Here is a 20,087-nt window from a genome sequence, read left to right as displayed (position 1 = left end):
CTCTCCTTCCGCACCATTATTTAGAAACCCACCTTTTGGTGGGTTTTCTTTTGTCTACAGTAAATGGTAGATTACAGTTTTTACAACCTACCAAATGATCGTATCTCTCTGGTTGTGAAGCCGAATGTTTTGATAACACTCGGCTTTTTCTTTATCTCTACCCAACACTTTGATTTCTTATACCTATCTCAGGATAAGCAAAACAGGTATCACATCCCCATCGCGTATTTCAAAACCTGCTTTTTCAACGGTCCTGCGTGTTCTGCTAACTTAAGTCCGGCATTACGCATCAGCTTTATGGGCAGCAGTGAATTACTGAACGTGGTATAGAAAACATCCATTCCAGTTTGCATCAACAGGTTATCAGGGCGACGACGACGTTCATAAGCTTTGAGTACCGAAGGCACCGCCCACTCTTTGCCGGCCTTCTCAATTTCATGCAGTAACACATCAACATCCTTGAAGCCCAAATTAACGCCCTGCCCTGCAAGCGGGTTGATCGTATGGGCAGCATCGCCCAGCAACACCACGCCCGGTTTAGAGTAATCCTGCGCATGACGACGAGTCAGCGGGAAGCTACCGTGGTTAAGTACCTTGAACTCACCTAGCTCTTCCGGGAAATGTGCTTTGATCTGCTCATGCAGCTGCGCAGGTGTCATTCCACTTAATTGGTGGATTCGCTGCGGACTGTCATACCATACCAGCGAAGCCTGATGACCAGGCAACGGCAAAAAGGAACGGGGACCATTAGGCGTAAACATCTGCCAGGTTATATCCTGTTGCGGCAATGCAGTTTCAACATTGATCAACATGCAATGCTGACGATAGTCCCAGGCTGTAATACCGATTCCCGCCTGTTGGCGAACCTGCGAATTAGCCCCGTCAGCACCAACCAGTAATCGGGTCTGGAGCAGACGGCCATCACTGAGTACAACCCGATATCCGCCTTCTACTGCTTCGGCCTGCTCCATCCGAGCCGGGCAAAGCAAAGTCAGTGTCGGATAATCACTGAACTGCTGCCATAAACCTAACTGAATTATTCGGTTTTCGACAATGAACCCCAGCCGATCCAGATTCATTTCATCCGCACTAAAGCGTGTCCGGCATTCAGGATGCTCCCATGTTTCCAGGCGCTTAAACGGGCAAAGGCGCATTTTCAGGATGTTGTCCCAGGCTCCCAACCTTGTCAGGAGGGCAACAGAATTGGGAGAAATCGCAGACACCCGCAAGTCCATCGGCTGTTCCGGGTGATAAGACTGAGGCTCCTTTCCTTCTATCACGGCAACGCTCAGTCCCTGCTGTGCCAATCCTAATGCAGTCGCAGCACCGACCATACCGCCGCCTGCAACCACTACATCATATTGTTCCATATCTGCTCTCATCTCAATGCTATACAGAATCCGGCAACCGTTGTTTCGAACCGGACAAACTAAACAGAATCATTCTCAATATGTTACCTGATTCCCTTTCACCGGACAGCGATAATTAGCTGACAATAAAAGATAATACACCTCACTCCGAGACAACGGTGCTAACTCACGTCCGCTTTGGAAGCCAAATGCCAACTAGACTATAGACAGAAATCAGCTTGCCGGGCTAAATCCACATTTTATTCGGGGTGGTGATGATCTGGTCAGGCAGAGCTTAAAGCAGTACAATACGCCGCTTGCTACAGCTAACTGCTGCTCTTTCGCCGCTGTTAGCCGAATGATGCAATGTTGAATGCAATGAATAAAACACTACGAGCGAAGAGTTAGACATGGCTAAGAAACTGCTTATTAAAACCTGGGGTTGCCAGATGAACGAATACGATTCATCAAAAATGGCCGATCTTCTAAATGCAGCCAATGGCTTCGAGTTAACGGAAGAACCAGAAGAAGCAGACGTTCTGCTACTAAACACCTGTTCAATCCGTGAAAAGGCTCAGGAAAAAGTTTTCCACCAGCTTGGCCGCTGGAAAACACTGAAAGATAAAAAACCAAGCCTGGTGATCGGTGTTGGTGGTTGTGTAGCAACTCAGGAAGGTGACTCCATTCGCCAGCGTGCTCCTTATGTTGACGTAATCTTTGGCCCGCAAACCCTGCACCGCCTGCCAGAGATGATCAAACAGTCTCAATCTGACGATGCACCTGTAATGGATATCTCTTTCCCGGAAATCGAGAAGTTCGACCGTCTGCCAGAACCGCGTGCAGAAGGCCCGACCGCATTCGTATCCATCATGGAAGGCTGTTCTAAGTACTGTACTTACTGCGTAGTACCATACACCCGTGGTGAGGAAGTAAGCCGTCCGCTTGACGACGTACTATTCGAAGTTGCCCAGCTTGCAGATCAGGGTGTACGTGAAGTTAACCTGCTGGGACAGAACGTTAACGCATACCGTGGTGCAACTCACGATGACAATATCGCAAGCTTTGCTGAGCTGCTGCGCCTGGTTGCTGCTATCGACGGTATCGACCGTATCCGTTACACCACCAGCCACCCAATCGAGTTTACTGACGACATTATCGAAGTGTACGAAGATACCCCTGAGGTAGTCAGCTTCCTACATCTGCCAGTACAGAGCGGTTCTGACCGTATCCTGACGATGATGAAACGTCCTCACACTGCGATTGAGTACAAATCAAAAATCCGTAAGCTGCGTAAAGCACGTCCTGACATCACAATCAGTTCAGACTTCATCGTTGGTTTCCCGGGTGAGACTGATCAGGACTTCCAGGACACCATGAAGCTGATCCGTGATATTGACTTCGATATCAGCTTCAGCTTTATCTATTCTCCTCGTCCAGGCACACCTGCGGCAGACTATCCTTGTGATCTGTCTGAAGAAGTGAAGAAGCAGCGCTTGTATGAACTGCAGCAACAGATCAATACTCAGGCAATGCGTTACTCTCGCCAGATGCTGGGTACCGAGCAGCGTATCCTGGTTGAAGGTCCTTCGAAGAAAAACATCATGGAACTTCGCGGCCGTACTGAAAACAACCGCGTGGTTAACTTTGAAGGCTCAGCAGAGCTGATTGGCCAGTTCGTTGACGTGAAAATCACCGACGTATTCACTAACTCACTACGTGGTGAGCTGGTACGTACCGAAGCAGAAATGGATCTGCGTGTGGCGATGTCACCGTCCGAGGTGATGGAAAAAACACGTAAAGAAGATGAATTGGGTGTAGGCGTATATACTCCATAGTAAGAATGAGACGCCAGTCTGAACACAAGTAGGACGCGCCCTGAACACATGGTCGCCCGGCAATCCGGGCGACCGCAATGAGAGGCAAATCTTGAGCAAAATTATCACTGAAGAATTCAATCTGGAACCCGCCGATAACCAGCGTCTTTCCAGCCTTTGTGGCCCTTTCGACGATAACATCAAACAACTTGAACGCCGTTTAGGTGTAGAAATCAACCATCGCGGCAACAGCTTCAGCGTGGTAGGTAAACCACACACCGCCCAGGCAGCAGTGCACATCATCAAAACCCTGTACGTTGACACTGCCCCGATTCGCAATAACATTCCTGACATTGAGCCTGAACAGATTCACCTTGCCATTAAAGAATCCGGTGTCCTGGAACAACATACAGAAAGCTCAATCCCTTACGGTAAAGAAGTTAACATCAAAACCAAAAAGGGTGTGATCAAGCCGCGTACACCGAATCAGGCTCAGTACATCAGCAACATGGTTACCCATGATATTACCTTTGGTGTTGGACCTGCCGGTACAGGTAAAACTTACCTTGCGGTAGCTGCCGCTGTTGATGCACTTGAGCGCCAGGAAATCCGCCGTATCCTGCTGACCCGCCCAGCGGTTGAAGCTGGTGAAAAACTGGGCTTCCTGCCAGGTGATTTAAGCCAGAAAGTCGACCCTTACCTGCGCCCACTGTATGACGCCCTGTTTGAAATGCTGGGCTTTGAGCGCGTAGAAAAGCTGATTGAGCGTAACGTAATTGAAGTTGCCCCGCTGGCTTACATGCGTGGCCGTACTCTGAATGATGCCTTCATCATTCTGGACGAGAGCCAGAACACCACGGTCGAACAAATGAAAATGTTCCTGACCCGTATCGGTTTCAACTCTCGTGCCGTGATCACCGGTGATGTTACTCAGATCGACTTACCTCGCGGTGCCCGTTCCGGCCTGCGCCATGCAATCGAAGTACTGTCGGATGTAGACGAAATCAGCTTCAACTTCTTCCAAGCCGATGACGTTGTCCGCCATCCGGTCGTCGCACGTATCGTTCAGGCCTATGACAAATGGGAAACTGAAGATCAGAAACAACGCAAGCTTGCCGAGCAACGCCGCCGTGAACAACAACAGGCTACAGCTCCCCTTGCCGCAACAGAAAGTAACAATTAATGGCAATTTACCTAGATCTACAATACGCCACTGAAAACCAGGAAGGCATGCCGGGCGAAGCCGAGTTTCACCAATGGCTGGATGCAGCAATTACGCCATTCCAACCTGATGCTGAAGTCACAATCCGCCTGGTTGATGAAGAAGAAAGCCACACACTGAACCATGAGTACCGCGGTAAGGACAAACCAACCAACGTTTTGTCATTTCCGTTTGAAGCCCCTCCGGGCATTGAGATGGATCTACTGGGTGACTTAATTATCTGCCGTCAGGTGGTTGAAAAAGAAGCTCGAGAGCAGAATAAACCGTTAAATGCCCACTGGGCGCATATGGTTGTACATGGCAGTCTCCATCTGCTAGGTTATGACCATATTGAAGATGATGAAGCTGAAGAAATGGAAGGCTTGGAAACGGAGATCATGGTAAAGATGGGCTTTACCGATCCGTACGCCGAAGAAAAGCTGTAACCTTTTCCGAAAGCCGTTGTCGAAGATTTAAATACAATCCCGTGGCACCGCCACTCAACTGACAGAGAATTATTTCTTACAAGCAATGAACGAAGATAACTCGCAAAATTCTGAAGGTCCGAGTAGAAAGTCCTTCTTTGAACGTATTGGCCAACTATTCCAGGGTGAACCCCAAAACCGTGAAGAGCTGGTCGAAGTTTTCCGTGATTCGGAAGAAAACGATTTGATCGACCATGACACCCGCGACATGCTGGAAGGTGTAATGGAAATCTCGGAAATGCGTGTTCGTGACATCATGATCCCGCGCTCCCAGATGGTCACAATCGAGCGTTCTCAGAAGCTGGAAGACCTGATTGATTTAATTGTTGATGCCCAACACTCCCGCTATCCGGTGATCAGTGACGATAAAGATCATGTTGAAGGCATTTTGCTGGCAAAAGATCTGCTGCGTTACCTGCTCCCGAACAGCGAACCATTTGATATGGACAAAGTGCTTCGCCCGGCCGTTGTCGTGCCGGAAAGCAAACGCGTTGACCGCCTGCTGAAAGAGTTCCGCGAGGAGCGCTACCACATGGCAATCGTGGTCGATGAATTTGGTGGGGTATCCGGTGTTATCACCATTGAAGACATCCTGGAGCAAATTGTCGGCGAAATCGAAGACGAATTCGACGACGAAGAAGAACAGGATATCCGTCAGTTAAGTAAGCATACTTTCTCGGTTAAAGCACTGACGACCATTGAAGACTTCAACGAAATGTTCCAGACCCGCTTCAGTGATGAAGAGGTCGATACGGTTGGCGGCCTGGTTATGACCAGTTTCGGTCACCTGCCAAACCGGGGTGAAATCGTTGAGCTCGACGGCTATTCGTTTAAAGTGACGTCGGCCGATAATCGTCGGGTTATTCAGTTGCAAGTGACAGTGCCGCATGAAGCACATCAACCGACAACGACATCATAAATAATGAAAAAAACTTCATTACAAACGCTGGGGCGGCTTTTGCCAGCCGCTCCGGCGGGTGCTCTCACCACCCTTTCGTTTGCACCTTATAACCACTGGTATCTCGCACCGGTTTCTCTTTTTGCCTTCTTTTACCTACTCCAAAATCAAACAGTCAAACGTTCAGCCCTGATCGGCTTCCTGTGGGGGCTGGGCCTGTTCGGTACCGGGATCAGTTGGGTACATGTCAGTATTGATACTTTTGGCGGCATGCCAAAGATTGCCAGCCTATTTTTGATGAGCATGCTGATAGGCTACCTGGCACTTTTCCCGGCAGCCTTTGGTGCCCTTTTCAATCGTTTTAACCGCGGTCGCCCGTTCCACCAGTTGCTTCTGAGCGGTCCGGTACTATGGCTGCTGCTCGACTGGTTCCGCGGTTGGTTCCTGACCGGCTTCCCCTGGCTTTGGATGGGCTACAGCCAAATTGACAGCCCACTAGCATCCATAGCACCAATTCTTGGGGTTGAAGGGATCACACTGGCATTGATTCTGTGCAGTGCCGCGCTTGTTGCAGCCTTGAGCTACCGAAATTGGAAGCCTCTGCTGATCCCGGTTGCAATAATGATAATCAGCACCTTTACCGGTGCGATTAAATGGGTAACCCCGGCTCCGGAAAAAAGTGTCGACGTTGCCCTGATCCAGGGCAATATCTCACAGGCCATGAAATGGCTGCCAAGCCAGCGCTGGCCAACCCTGATGAAATATACCGATCTGACCCGTGAGAACTGGGATGCAGATATTATCATCTGGCCAGAAGCGGCAATCCCGGCACTGGAGACCCAGGTACCAAGTTTTCTCCAGAATCTGGACAGTGCAGCTCGCTACAATAAGACCACAGTGATCACCGGAGTGTTGGATCAAAAGCCTAACGGAGAGTACTTCAATAACATCCTGACGTTGGGTATGAATGAAGCAAGCTCTTACAAGTACGAAACAGCCAACCGCTACAGCAAACACCATCTGCTGCCGTTCGGCGAATTTGTCCCGTTCGGTGAATTGCTGCGTCCACTGGCTCCTTTCTTCAATCTGCCGATGTCATCTTTCAGCCGGGGGGAATTTATCCAGCCCAACCTGGAAGCCAGCGGCTATTCCCTCGCGCCAGCACTTTGCTATGAAATCGCCTTTAGCGAACAGGTTCGGCAAAATGTCAGCCAGGACACAGAGCTATTGCTGACCCTGTCAAACGATGCCTGGTTCGGTAAATCTATCGGCCCATTCCAGCACATGGAAATTGCTCAGATGCGTTCTCTGGAACTCGGCAAGCCGTTGCTTCGCGCCACCAACAACGGCGTCACTGGCGTTGTCGATCATACCGGCCGTATCGTTCAGCAAATCCCGCAGTTTGAAACCGCTGTGTTACGGACAACAGTTGTACCAACAGAAGGCCTGACACCATACACCACGCTGGGCAGTTGGCCTCTCTACTTCTATGTATTGTGCTCACTTATGCTGTCAGCGGCTCTGATCCGCCGCAAGAGCAGCCATTTGCGAGATCACCGCCCACAGGCCAGTGATTAACAGCAAAAAGACTCAAAAATAGCTGAATATAAACTGAAAAGGCGAAGATTAATTCTTCGCCTTTTTTTCCGTATTGCTAAGATAAAACCAGAACTCGCCTCATACGGAAACACAATGAAAGCCATCAACCGACTCATTACTATGCTGGGCTCACTGGCCCTGCTATGTGTTGCCTCCGGCTCTGTAGCCAACGAAGATCTTGATACTCAGGCGACACTGGTAAAATTCCAGACAGCGCCACAAACTCAGCCTTTTTTCAATTCTGCCTACGGCTACGCTGTATTTCCGTCTGTCGGCAAAGGTGGTTTCTGGGTTGGAGGGGCTTATGGCAGCGGTAGCGTCTATCAGAACCACCAGCTCACCGGCACCGCCAAACTCTACCAGGTCTCATTCGGCCTTCAGTTTGGCGGCCAATCTTACAGTGAAATCATCTTTTTCCAGGATAAAAGGGCTTATGAGCGTTTCACCAGCGGCAGCATCGAACTGGACGCCCAGGCGTCAGCAGTTGCCCTGACAGAAGGCGCTCAGGCTAAAGCTGGAACCGCCGGACTGAGTGCGAGCTCCGGTCAACAATATGTCGATGCCAACTATACCAACGGACTGGCAGTCTTTACTTATGCCAAAGGCGGCATGATGATTGAGGCTTCTTTGGCGGGACAAAAGTTCAGTTATGAGCCACTGGGAAAATCCAATTGACGAAAAGACGGTCAGCCTGTTGTTAAAACTATAAAGAGCGAAGCCGATAAGTACTACATATACCAAAACAGCGTTACGATCACATTCCTCTCGATTATAATAACAGCATTAAATATGGCACTTTCGACACATAAACAGAGAATGCATCTAGGCTTATGCTGCTATGATAAATGATAGTTTGGCTGAATATCACTATTTCAAATTAACACCCTGAAAACACCAATTCTTTTTTTGATATGCATCTAGTTTATTATCATTCTTCCTGAAAAAAACAATATCTTTGTCAACACTTGGGGCTGAGGAACCATTACTACCTCATAACAACAAAGATATAAACAAGGAAGAAAAATGAGAACCATACCTACTGCAACAGCACTGGCTGTGCTCATTGCTAGCTGTCCAGCCCTTGCTCAAAATAACGAACTTATAACCGATCAGATCATCGTTAAATACCGCAGCCACAGCCCTGTTATGCTCACGGAATCAGCCACTGATAACAGTGTTGCTCATTTACAGCAAATTACGGACAGTGAAGTGCTGTATGTTCGTCCAAGTTCTAACAACACCCATGTACTAAGAGTACCGGATCAGCAGAATCTGGATACAGTGATTGAGCAGCTTCGCCAGGATCCTAACATTGAATACGCCGAGCCTGACCGCATTATGTGGCCGACAGCAATTCCTGATGATCCCGGCTACTCTCTGCAATGGCATTATTCTTCTGCGGTAAGTGGCATTAATATGCCAAAAGCCTGGGACATCACCACAGGCAGCCCTGATGTTGTTGTTGCGGTCATAGATACCGGTGTTCGCTTTGATCACCCGGACCTGATGAATAACTTACTTCCGGGTTATGACTTTATTAAGAACGCCGCCGGAGCCCGCGATGGCGACGGCCGCGATGCTGACGCCACAGACGAAGGTGACTGGCTGGTTGCCGGTCAGTGCGGAAGAAACTACCCGCCTCGTGACAGAAACTCATCATGGCACGGTACCCATGTAGCAGGAACCATCGCAGCTGAAGGTAACAACGGTCAAGGTGTCACAGGTGTATCCTGGAATACCAGAATCCTGCCTGTAAGGGTACTAGGCGCTTGTGGTGGCTACACATCAGACATCACTGATGGTATGCGCTGGGCAGCAGGCCTATCTGTTCCGGGTGCGCCAGCAAACTCATATCCAGCCCAAGTACTGAACCTCAGCTTAGGTGGCCAGGGGGCATGTGGTTATACCTACCAGCAAACAGTCAATGAAGTACGTGCCGCAGGTGCAACAGTTGTTGTTGCCGCCGGTAACGACAACCTTAACGTCCGTGACTTCAATCCGGGTAACTGCCAGGGTGTAATCTCAGTAGCCGCCAACAACAAAGAAGGTAACCGCGCTTTCTACTCAAACTTTGGTGACATGATTGATATTACTGCACCAGGCGGTGGTCGCTCTGAAGGCATTCTGTCGACTTACAACACAGGTAAGCGTCAGGCCGAGAAGAACAGCTACAACTACTCAATGGGTACCAGTATGGCAACTCCACACGTTGCCGGTGTCGCAGCTCTAATGTACTCACTGGATGCAAGCCTGACTCCGGATCAGGTCGAGCAATACATCAAAGAGACCGCTCGTCCGTTCCCGGCAGGCAGTACCTGTAACACTGCGATCTGCGGTACTGGTATTATTGATACTCTCGCAGTTCTGGAACGCGTGAAAGGTATTCAACCTACACCAAAACCAAATCCACAACCTGGCACTGTTGATTGCAGCAACATGACATTATGGTCTCCGAATAACGTTTATCAGGCCGGCGATCAAATTCAGCTAAATGGTGTCGCTTACGAGGCAAAATGGTGGAGCCAAAATCAATCCCCTGCAGACAACAGCTCTGATTGGGGCGTATGGACTGAACTGGGTCAATGTAAATAACCAGAGAAAGTAAAACCAACAGCGGGCCGATTGGCCCGCTGTATTTTTATGTTTGATGACAATACAATTTTTCAATTAATACTGGTGATATTCAAGGAGACAACGGTCGACGGGTAAATTGGGTATGACCACAATGTGGACAAGGTTCAAGCCGTTTTACATGAGTGAACTGTTCGTGGTAACCACATTTTTCGCACACCAGATTGCCAAGCCCGACAATCTCACCGGCCTGATAGACGCCCTGGTGCTGTAGGTCATCCATCACTTCGTGCCATTCGAGCTGAGTCTTATCGGTTGCTTCCGCCAGACCACTCCAGATGGTTTCTGACACTAGTTTATAGAACGGACTTTCAGAAAATGGCTCAGGGCTTTCCTTCACACTCTGAGCAAATTCCTGCATATCGCGCTTGAGGTAAGCTGAAATCAAAGCCAACTCATCTTTGGTCATGTCGCTGGCAGCCTGACGATACTTAGCAGTGAGCTCCCCCCAATGCTTTAGCTCATCCGGACTGTGCTTCAAAGTTTCTGTCACCTGCTCAAGCAGAGCTTCGTATTCCTTTTTTTGCTTAGCCATAGGTCACCTCCTAGTTCTGTGGCTCAATTCTGGCTATTTGAGGAATAAACTCCTGCAATCTGGATAAGAACTAACAATTACTCTCCGAATTGGCCTCAGCTATTGTTGACACCTCTACCTTTAGTTATTCTATGTCGATTATATTGAAAGTGTATGTACTTAACTCACAAAATCCTGGATGTCATCGATGCAAGAACAATATCGCCCACAGGACATTGAACAGAAGGTTCAAGAGCACTGGGACAACAACAAAACCTTTGTTGTAAGTGAAGACCCAAACAAAGAAAAATTCTACTGTCTCTCCATGTTCCCGTACCCAAGCGGTCGACTGCACATGGGTCACGTTCGTAACTACACCATCGGTGATGTGATTTCTCGTTACCAGCGCCTTCAGGGCAAGAACGTTATGCAGCCAATCGGCTGGGACGCATTCGGCCTGCCTGCAGAAAACGCAGCGGTGAAGAACAAGACAGCACCTGCTCCTTGGACTTACGAAAACATTGAATACATGAAGAACCAGCTGAAACTGCTGGGCTTCGGTTACGACTGGAAGCGTGAATTCGCAACCTGTACGCCTGAATACTACCGCTGGGAACAAGAGTTCTTCACTAAGCTGTACAACAAAGGCTTGGTTTACAAGAAAACCTCTTCTGTTAACTGGTGTCCGAACGACCAGACAGTACTGGCAAACGAGCAGGTTGAAGACGGCTGCTGCTGGCGCTGTGACACTCCGGTAGAGCAGAAAGAAATCCCACAGTGGTTTATCAAAATCACTGAATATGCTCAGGAACTTCTGGACGATCTGGATCAACTGGAAGGCTGGCCTGAAATGGTTAAGACCATGCAGCGCAACTGGATTGGCCGTTCTGAAGGTGTAGAACTGAAGTTTGCCGTTAAGGGCCACGAGGATCTGGAAGTGTACACCACTCGTCCGGATACCCTGATGGGTGTAACTTACGTTGGTATCGCAGCCGGTCACCCACTGGCAGCAGCAGCGGCAGAAAACAACCCTGAGCTGGCAGCATTTATCGAAGAATGCCGTAACACCAAAGTTGCTGAAGCAGAGCTGGCAACGATGGAGAAAAAAGGCATGGCGACCGGCCTGACTGCGATTCACCCGCTTAACGGCCGTGAAGTACCGGTTTACGTCGCTAACTTCGTTCTGATGGACTACGGTACAGGCGCTGTAATGGCTGTGCCTGCACACGACCAGCGTGACTTTGAATTCGCAACTAAGTACGGCCTGGATATCATCCCGGTTATCAAGCCTGCTGACGGCAGTGAGCTGGACATCTCTGAAGCGGCATACACCGAGAAAGGTGTTCTGTTCGATTCGGGTGAATTCGACGGCCTGGGCTTCCAGGAAGCATTCGATGCGATTGCGGCGAAACTGGAATCTGAAGGCAAAGGCAAGAAAACTGTTAACTTCCGTCTGCGCGACTGGGGTGTATCTCGTCAGCGTTACTGGGGTGCACCAATCCCGATGGTAACTACTGAAGATGGTGAAGTTCATCCGGTACCGGCTGACCAGTTGCCTGTGATCCTGCCTGAAGACGTGGTAATGGACGGCGTTACCAGCCCAATCAAAGCTGACAAGTCGTGGGCTGAAACCACAATCAACGGCCAACCTGCGCTGCGTGAAACAGATACCTTCGATACCTTCATGGAATCGTCTTGGTACTACGCGCGTTACTGCTCACCACAAGCTAACGAAATGCTGGACTCTGATGCAGCAAACTACTGGCTGCCTGTTGACCAGTACATCGGTGGTATCGAACACGCATGTATGCACCTGCTGTACTCTCGCTTCTTCCACAAACTGCTTCGCGACTGTGGCATGGTAAACAGCGACGAGCCGTTCAAGCAGCTACTGTGTCAGGGCATGGTGCTGGCTGATGCGTACTACTACAACAACGACAAAGGTGCGAAAATATGGGTTGCTCCAACTGATGTAACCGTTGAGCGTGACGAAAAAGGCCGCATCACTAAGGCTGTAGACAACGAAGGCAACGAAGTTATGCACTCAGGCATGACTAAGATGTCTAAGTCTAAGAACAACGGTATCGACCCGCAGGAAATGGTCGACAAATACGGTGCTGACACCGTTCGTCTGTTCATGATGTTTGCGTCACCGGCTGACATGACACTGGAATGGCAGGAATCAGGCGTTGAAGGTGCAAACCGCTTCCTGAAACGTGTATGGAAACTGGTTCACGACCACACAGCTAAAGATGAGGTTGAAGCTCTGGATGTTGCCGCTCTGACTTCTGATCAGAAAGCACTACGCCGCGACGTTCACAAGACCATCGCTAAAGTAAGCGACGACATCGGCCGCCGTCAGACATTCAACACCGCGATTGCTGCAATCATGGAGCTGATGAACAAGCTGGCTAAAGCATCTCAGGAAAGCGCACAAGACCGAGCCCTGCTGGACGAAGCACTGAAAGCTGTTGTTCGCATGCTTTACCCAATGACTCCGCACATCAGTTTTGAAATGTGGAAAGCGCTGGGCGAGTCAGACATCGACCACGCAGAGTGGCCTGCTGCTGACGAGAAAGCACTGGTTGAAGACGAGAAGCTAATCATCGTTCAGGTTAACGGTAAGCTGCGTGCCAAGCTGACTGTGGCTGCAGATGCAACCAAAGAGCAGGTTGAAGAGCTAGCTCTGAACGACGAGAACGTTACTAAGTTCACAGACGACAAAACTGTTCGTAAAGTGATCTACGTACCAGGTAAATTGCTGAACATTGTTGCAAACTAAAAAGTTGCGAACTAAAACAATTTATTTGTGCCTAAACCATGGTCCCCGCCTGTTGGGGACCATGGCTGGCTCCTGCCGGTCCACCCTATCCCTTACCCGGCTCAACCGTGTTGACCGGTCAGTTATCACTAACTTTTTCATGGAGCAGACTCGGTGAAAGCTTTCTTATCCCTAAAAAGCACAATCCGAACCCTCTTGGTAGTCGTCTTGGCCCTGGCCACGGCATCCTGTGGTTTCCACCTTCGCGGCAACTACATGCTACCTGATGATATCGCCAAACTATCCCTGACCAGCTTTGACCGTTACGGTCCATTGACCCGTGAGGTTAAATCCCAGTTCAAGCTGCACGGCATAGAATCCGTTCCGCCATCACCGACAGTACCCAACCTGCACCTGATCAGTGAATCAAACGGCGAACGTACCCTGTCGCTATACCAGAACAGCCGCGCAGCCGAATACGAACTGACTTATACCGTCAGTTACCGTATTGTGGTTCCGGAAAAAGGCAGCCAGACTTATAGTACCAAGGTTAACCGTACTTTCCTTGATAACCCACTGACTGCACTGGCAAAATCTGTCGAACGAGACATGATTAAAGACGAAATGCGCGAACAAGCCGCTCGTCAGATCATGCGCCAGCTGGCTCGCTTAACCGCCGTTTTCAATAAAATGGAAGAAGAAGAGCTGGAAGCTATGATGGACGACAACACCGCATCAAATACCAGCGTCACAACGGAAGCTGTGCAGGATACCCAGGCAGCCAATGCCCTGTTTACCAATGACAACAGCCCGAGCAACAAAGCAGAATGAGAATCTACCCGGAACAACTGACGCAGCAACTTGGAAAAGGGCTGCGTCAGGCCTATCTCCTGTTTGGTAACGAACCACTCCTGAAACAGGAATGCGGCGATCAAATCAAGCTGGCAGCACAACAGACCGGATTTGACGAACGCCACGCCTTTACCATTGATGCCCAGCTCGACTGGAACCAAATCCTCGACTGCACTCAGGCCATGAGCCTGTTTTCAGCCCGGCAGATCATTGAACTGGAAGTTCCGGAATCCGGCCTCAACGCCAACCAGGCCAAAGCCCTGCAAGAAGTGATTGCAACCCTGCACAATGACATTCTGCTGCTGATGCACGGCCCGCGCCTCAACAAGAAGCAGGAAAACGCCAAGTGGTTTAAATCTGTGGCAGAATTGGGCCTGTATATCCCATGCAACACCCCGGATGCCCGTCACCTGCCTCGCTTTATTCAGGGACGCTGTCAACAACTGGGGCTGAAACCGGATCATGAGTCCGTACTCATGCTGGCACAATGGCACGAAGGTAACTTGCTGGCGCTGGCACAGAGCCTGCAAAAACTCACTCTGCTCTATCCGAACGGAGAGCTGACAGTTATCCGCCTTGAAGAAGCTCTCAGCCGCCATAACCACTACACTCCGTTCCAGCTATTAGATGCCCTACTGGCAGGCCAGAGCAAACGAAGTCAGCGCGTACTCCGCCAGTTGGAAGGTGAAGGCATTGAGCCTGTTATTCTGCTACGCACCCTGCAACGAGAACTTACTCAGCTGTACAAAATGCAGGAAATGGGCAGTAAAGGTACGCCACTGAACATCATTTTTGAACAGTTCAGGATTTGGCAAAGTCGTCGCGAGGTATATATAGGCGCTCTGCACCGTCTACCGCTTGTAACTCTGATACGCCTGTTGCAACAACTGGCTCATTTGGAAGTGCAGGTAAAAACGAATTTCGATTACCAGCCGTGGCCAGCATTGTCTGCCTTATGTGCCGAAATGTGCGGAATACAAACACACACAATGGCAAAATTGTAAAATTACAGCCAACTTGTATTGTACAAGGTTGTGCATGGTATACTGCGCCGCTAAATTGTGACTCAGCCTGGGCTGAGGCCAATAATTAACACCAATTCACTCAAATGAGGGGATCCCTTTGCAGGTTCAAGAACTACACGATTTCATCGTAGATAAAGTTGACGATATCAAAGCTAAAGACATTGTGACTATCGACGTACGCGGTAAGTCAAGCATTACCGACTTCATGGTCGTTTGTACCGGTACATCAAACCGCCACGTTGCTTCTATTGCCGATCACGTTAACAAAGAATCCAAGCTGATCGACATCCCTCCTTTCGGTATCAGCGGTGAAGAAGACGGCGAATGGGTAATTGTTGATATGGGAAACGTGATGCTGCACATTATGCAGGAAGATGCACGTAACCTGTACCAACTGGAGAAGCTTTGGGGCTAACTGACGATGAAGCTTCAATTGATTGCTGTCGGCACCAAGATGCCGAAATGGGTTGAAGAAGGCTATAAAGAATACAGCCGACGCTTCCCGAAAGACATGCCGCTGGAACTGATTGAGATCCCGGCAGGAAAACGAGGCAAAAATGCCGACATCGCCCGTATTCTGCAAAAAGAAGGCGAAGCAATGCTAGCAGCGGTTCCCAAAGGTAACCGCATTGTTACTCTGGATATTCCAGGTAAGCGCTGGGACACTGAGCAACTGGCTGATCAACTGGAAAGCTGGAAGCTGGACGGGCGCGATGTATCAATCCTGATCGGCGGACCGGAAGGGCTGGCACCAGCCTGTAAAGCCGCAGCAGATCAAAGTTGGTCATTGTCTCCCCTGACTTTACCTCATCCTCTGGTTCGAGTGGTGATGGCTGAAAGCCTTTACCGCGCGTGGAGTATTACCGCCAACCACCCTTACCACAGAGAATAATTGCCAATGAGACAAAAGCGAACCCAGATCCGCGACCACCGCGCTGAGTCGGCACTCTTTTTCCGCCGTGCTCTTGTCTCATTTATCGGCATCATCGTGCTGGTAAGTGTGCTGCTGGTAAACCTGTATAACATTCAGGTTCGCCAGCATGAAGACTACCAGACACGTTCTAATGACAACCGGATCAAAGTTGTTCCGGTTGCTCCTAACCGCGGACTAATCTACGACCGCAACGGCATATTACTGGCAGAAAATCGCCCCGTTTACTCCCTGGAAATCACCACGGAAAAAGTCCCGGATCTTGAGGAAGCCTTTCTCGGCCTGAAAGAGCTGATGGGGATCACTGACGAAGACATCCAGCGATTTCAAAAAGAGCGCCGCCGTACCCGTCGCTTTAAATCTGTCCCAATGCTTAACCAGCTGACAGAAGAGCAGGTCGCGCTATTTTCCGTCAATCAACACAAATTTCCCGGCGTTGAGGTTAAAGCCTATCTCAAACGCTATTACCCTTATGGTGAAGCCCTGACCCATGTTCTGGGTTATGTCGCCAAGATCAACGATCGCGATTTACAGAAGCTGGAACGCGATGAAAAGATCAACAACTACAAAGCCACCCGTGATATCGGCAAGATTGGTATCGAAAAATATTATGAAGATTTGTTACACGGCACTTCCGGCTATCAAGAAGTCGAAGTCAACAGCCGTGGCCGGATCATCCGTACACTAAAATATGTTCCCCCTGTTCCGGGCGAAGACATCCGTCTGAATCTGGATATAGAGCTGCAACTGTATGTCCAGGAGCTGCTAACCGAACGAAAATTGGATCCGGATACCGGCGAAGAAATTATCAAACGTAAACGTGGTTCAGTTGTGGTGCTTGACCCGCGAGACTCCTCGGTGCTGGCCATGGTATCCAGCCCGAGTTATGATCCGAACCTGTTCGTTCATGGCATTTCCGGTAAGAAATACCGCGAGCTGCTGCACGATAAAAACCGTCCTCTGGTTAACCGCATAACTTTAGGGATCTATCCGCCGGCATCCACCATTAAGCCGATGATTGCCGTAGCTGCGCTGAGTGAAGGGGTGATCACCACCCGAACCACCCGAAATGATCCGGGTTACTGGAAAATACCAAACTCCAAAAGCCGAGCCTTTCGTGACTGGCGCCGTTGGGGCCATGGCAAAGTCAATATCTACAAGGCAATCGAAGAATCTGTCGATACCTTCTACTACCAGATCGCCTATGATCTCGGTATTGACCGCCTATCAGACTGGATGAGGCGTTTCGGTTTCGGTGAATACACAGGTATAGATATCCACGAAGAAAGTCAGGCCAATATGCCGACCCGTGAATGGAAGCAGGCTCGTTTCCGTAAGCCTTGGTATCAGGGTGACACCATCCCGGTCGGTATCGGCCAGGGTTACTGGACGGCTACCCCGCTCCAGATTGCCAAAGCAACAACAGTACTGGTAAATAACGGTATTGTAAGGGCACCGCACCTGCTCAAGGATATTATCGGTGAGAATGGCGAAAAGCCGGCTAAGTTTGATGACTATCCGCCTATCGTGAATGTCGATCCAAAGTTCTGGGACGTCGCTAAAGAGGGTATGTATCAGGTGCTGTTCGGCAAGAAAGGGACAGCAAGGCGAGCATTCCACGGCGCAACATACAAAGCCGGAGGTAAATCCGGTTCAGCCCAGGTATTTGGCCTGGCAGAAAACCAGAAATACAACGCCGAAGAGCTGGAAGAGCACCTGCGAGACCATGCCCTGTTTACCGCTTTTGCTCCGTTTGATAAACCTGAAATCGTCGTATCCATGGTATTGGAAAATGCCGGTGGCGGCTCATCCAACGGTGGTCCGGTCGCCCGTAAAATCTTCGACCATATGCTGCTAAAGCCCGTAGACGAACAGTCACAACAGGCAGTAAGGGATGCTAAGTTAGCCGAGGTGGACCAATGAGTATCATGGACGCGACAGGAAAGAAAAAAACACTCGGCGACCGCCTACATCTGGATATCCCGCTATTGCTGGGCATCCTGACTCTGATGGGTTTTGCCCTGATGGTAATGTACAGTGCCAGCGGGCAAAACCTTGCGATGATGGAACGCCAAGCTATGCGCATGTTCCTGTCATTAGGGGTTATGTTTATCCTGGCACAAATTGCTCCCCGGCATTATGAGACATGGGCTCCCTACCTCTTCGGTGTCGGGCTGTTACTGTTGCTCGGGGTATTACTGTTCGGTGAAGCCTCCAAAGGAGCACAGCGTTGGCTGAACCTGGGATTTGTTCGTTTTCAGCCTTCTGAGCTAATCAAGCTGGCCGTACCGCTAATGGTGGCACGTTTTATCGGCAAGCAACCGCTGCCACCGACTCTGCGAAACATTGTCATAGCCCTTGTCATGGTTTTTGTTCCGACGATCCTGATTGCCAAACAGCCGGACCTCGGTACATCCATTCTGATCGCAGCTTCAGGGATCTTTGTGCTGTTTCTGTCCGGGATCAGTTGGCGACTCATTGGGGCTGCGGCTGTCATGCTCGGCGCATTCATCCCGGTTCTGTGGCTGTTTCTGATGCGAGATTACCAGCGTCAGCGGGTACTCACTCTGTTTAATCCGGAGTCTGATCCACTCGGAGCAGGCTATCACATTATCCAGTCAAAAATCGCCATAGGCTCAGGAGGCCTAACAGGCAAAGGTTGGCTGCACGGCACCCAGTCCCAGCTGGAGTTCCTGCCTGAACGTCACACCGACTTTATCTTCGCCGTCATAGCTGAAGAATGGGGTCTATTCGGCGTGCTTTGCCTGCTCGGTATCTACCTGTTTATCATTGGGCGCGGCTTATTACTGGCAAGTCGGGCCCAGACCGCCTTTGGCCGTATGATGGCTGGCAGTATCGTACTGAGTTTCTTTGTCTATATCTTCGTTAATATCGGGATGGTAAGCGGCCTGTTACCTGTGGTCGGGGTTCCCCTGCCGCTGGTCAGTTATGGCGGCACCTCCATGGTGACCCTGATGGCCGGCTTCGGGATCCTGATGTCAATTCACACCCATAGAAAAATGTTGTCTAAGGCGACCTGATAAATGCGCGCATACTTTGTTTTATTTTTGTTGTTACTGGCAGGCTGTAGCTCGACACCAGACAATCAACGTTACGACCTTGCTGACGATGTGGCTCCGGAATCATCACCGACACTGGATCATATCGAAGATGCACAGCCGCGCTATGAGCCTCAAAGCCTGGCAGGCAACAAAGACTACTCCCTACGCGGAAAAGACTACAAAATCGTTAACAGTAGCAGTGAATTCACTGAGGAAGGTTATGCTTCCTGGTATGGCCAGAAATTCCACGGTCACAAAACCTCTAACGGTGAAATTTATGATATGTACTCGATGACAGCAGCCCATAAAACCCTGCCGCTACCGAGTTATGTCAGAGTCACCAATACCAGCAACGGCAAAACGGTCATTGTTCGCGTTAATGACCGCGGTCCGTTTCATGATGGGCGGATCATTGACCTCAGCATGGCAGCAGCGGCGAAACTGGACATAATCAAAAACGGCACCGCGCCGGTCAAAATTGAACTGATCCGGGTACAAAAACCCGAATCCACCGATGAGTGGCAAAGTGCCAACCCGAACTTCTATTTTGTCCAGCTGGCAGCCGTCACCGATGCAGCTAAAGCAAAGCAGATGGCCCAACAGTTAGAACATGACTACGCAACCACTGTTGATATGAAAAAATCCGACGCAGCTGAAGTGTACCGCCTTCGCCTTGGCCCTTATATTGACCGCGACGAGGCCATCGCTCAGCGTGATAAAGCCCAAGCAGGCAGCTATCCGGGTGCTTTTATCATCACATCTCAGCGAGAACTGGAACAAAAGCAATAATTCAGACTCTATACCCAAGCGTCCCCAACACGCTTGGGGGTATCGACAACTGATACACACAGATTAATGTCAAAGAATATCAAGAATCCCAAACATGGCCTGTTTCAGTAACGGCAATCGTGGGTTCTCGTTTTACAATCTGATATAGTGTGTGCAGTTTTTTTGCAATCGACAAA

The 20,087-nt window shown here is 49.8% G+C and carries 17 protein-coding genes; 15 read left to right on the top strand and 2 right to left on the bottom strand.

What is annotated here, in order from left to right:
* Positions 1-209: 209 nt before the first annotated feature.
* Positions 210-1,370: a 2-octaprenyl-3-methyl-6-methoxy-1,4-benzoquinol hydroxylase gene (locus C942_RS18085; protein WP_007468427.1), complete on the bottom strand. Its 1,161-nt coding sequence runs from the start codon at positions 1,368-1,370 to the stop codon at positions 210-212.
* Positions 1,371-1,759: 389 nt separating this feature from the next.
* Between C942_RS18085 and miaB the strand changes: the two genes are divergently transcribed.
* The 7 genes from miaB to C942_RS18050 all read left to right on the top strand — a co-directional run bounded on the left by miaB (position 1,760) and on the right by C942_RS18050 (position 9,938).
* Complete coding sequence (gene miaB, locus C942_RS18080) at positions 1,760-3,184, top strand: tRNA (N6-isopentenyl adenosine(37)-C2)-methylthiotransferase MiaB (RefSeq protein ID WP_007468425.1); 1,425 nt, start codon at positions 1,760-1,762, stop codon at positions 3,182-3,184.
* Positions 3,185-3,275: 91 nt separating this feature from the next.
* Positions 3,276-4,346, top strand: coding sequence for a PhoH family protein (locus tag C942_RS18075; RefSeq protein WP_007468422.1), 1,071 nt, complete (start codon positions 3,276-3,278; stop codon positions 4,344-4,346).
* Positions 4,346-4,810: an rRNA maturation RNase YbeY gene (gene ybeY / locus C942_RS18070; protein WP_007468419.1), complete on the top strand. Its 465-nt coding sequence runs from the start codon at positions 4,346-4,348 to the stop codon at positions 4,808-4,810. Before C942_RS18075 ends, ybeY begins: the two co-directional genes overlap by 1 nt.
* An 85-nt stretch (positions 4,811-4,895) precedes the next feature.
* Positions 4,896-5,768 (top strand): CNNM family magnesium/cobalt transport protein CorC, encoded by an 873-nt coding sequence (gene corC, locus C942_RS18065; protein ID WP_007468417.1) that lies wholly within the window; start codon positions 4,896-4,898, stop codon positions 5,766-5,768.
* A 3-nt stretch (positions 5,769-5,771) separates the two neighbouring features.
* The gene (gene lnt, locus C942_RS18060) at positions 5,772-7,325 is read left to right on the top strand and encodes an apolipoprotein N-acyltransferase (RefSeq protein WP_007468415.1); all 1,554 of its coding nucleotides are present in this window, start codon (positions 5,772-5,774) and stop codon (positions 7,323-7,325) included.
* 114 nt (positions 7,326-7,439) lie between these two features.
* A complete protein-coding gene (locus C942_RS18055) occupies positions 7,440-8,021 on the top strand; it encodes a lipid-binding SYLF domain-containing protein (protein WP_007468413.1) in 582 nt (193 codons plus the stop codon).
* A gap of 348 nt (positions 8,022-8,369) precedes the next feature.
* A complete protein-coding gene (locus C942_RS18050) occupies positions 8,370-9,938 on the top strand; it encodes a S8 family serine peptidase (RefSeq protein WP_007468411.1) in 1,569 nt (522 codons plus the stop codon).
* Positions 9,939-10,029: 91 nt separating this feature from the next.
* Here C942_RS18050 and C942_RS18045 read toward each other — a convergent pair whose 3' ends face one another.
* Positions 10,030-10,512, bottom strand: coding sequence for a zinc ribbon-containing protein (locus tag C942_RS18045; RefSeq protein ID WP_036801004.1), 483 nt, complete (start codon positions 10,510-10,512; stop codon positions 10,030-10,032).
* A gap of 187 nt (positions 10,513-10,699) precedes the next feature.
* Here C942_RS18045 and leuS point away from each other — a divergent pair, with 187 nt between their 5' ends.
* From leuS to C942_RS18005, 8 genes are all read left to right on the top strand, one after another.
* Entirely contained in the window at positions 10,700-13,273 is a 2,574-nt protein-coding gene (gene leuS / locus C942_RS18040; protein WP_007468408.1) for a leucine--tRNA ligase, read from the top strand.
* A 153-nt stretch (positions 13,274-13,426) separates the two neighbouring features.
* On the top strand, positions 13,427-14,083 hold the full coding sequence (locus C942_RS18035) for an LPS-assembly lipoprotein LptE (protein WP_036801000.1): 657 nt from the start codon (positions 13,427-13,429) through the stop codon (positions 14,081-14,083).
* Entirely contained in the window at positions 14,080-15,108 is a 1,029-nt protein-coding gene (gene holA / locus C942_RS18030; RefSeq protein WP_007468404.1) for a DNA polymerase III subunit delta, read from the top strand. Before C942_RS18035 ends, holA begins: the two co-directional genes overlap by 4 nt.
* Positions 15,109-15,226: 118 nt before the next feature.
* Positions 15,227-15,544 (top strand): ribosome silencing factor, encoded by a 318-nt coding sequence (gene rsfS, locus C942_RS18025; protein ID WP_007468402.1) that lies wholly within the window; start codon positions 15,227-15,229, stop codon positions 15,542-15,544.
* Between the two features lie 6 nt (positions 15,545-15,550).
* Entirely contained in the window at positions 15,551-16,021 is a 471-nt protein-coding gene (rlmH, locus tag C942_RS18020) for a 23S rRNA (pseudouridine(1915)-N(3))-methyltransferase RlmH (protein WP_007468400.1), read from the top strand.
* A gap of 6 nt (positions 16,022-16,027) precedes the next feature.
* Complete coding sequence (mrdA, locus tag C942_RS18015; protein WP_007468398.1) at positions 16,028-17,983, top strand: penicillin-binding protein 2; 1,956 nt, start codon at positions 16,028-16,030, stop codon at positions 17,981-17,983.
* The gene (gene mrdB / locus C942_RS18010) at positions 17,980-19,101 is read left to right on the top strand and encodes a peptidoglycan glycosyltransferase MrdB (RefSeq protein ID WP_007468395.1); all 1,122 of its coding nucleotides are present in this window, start codon (positions 17,980-17,982) and stop codon (positions 19,099-19,101) included. Before mrdA ends, mrdB begins: the two co-directional genes overlap by 4 nt.
* 3 nt (positions 19,102-19,104) lie before the next feature.
* Positions 19,105-19,911 (top strand): septal ring lytic transglycosylase RlpA family protein, encoded by an 807-nt coding sequence (locus tag C942_RS18005; protein ID WP_007468393.1) that lies wholly within the window; start codon positions 19,105-19,107, stop codon positions 19,909-19,911.
* Positions 19,912-20,087: the final 176 nt, after the last annotated feature.

The sequence above is a fragment of the Photobacterium marinum genome (assembly GCF_000331515.1).
Lineage (GTDB): Bacteria > Pseudomonadota > Gammaproteobacteria > Enterobacterales > Vibrionaceae > Photobacterium > Photobacterium marinum.
Note: the sequence above shows the minus strand (reverse complement) of the source record. Positions and strands in the feature narration are given on the sequence as shown.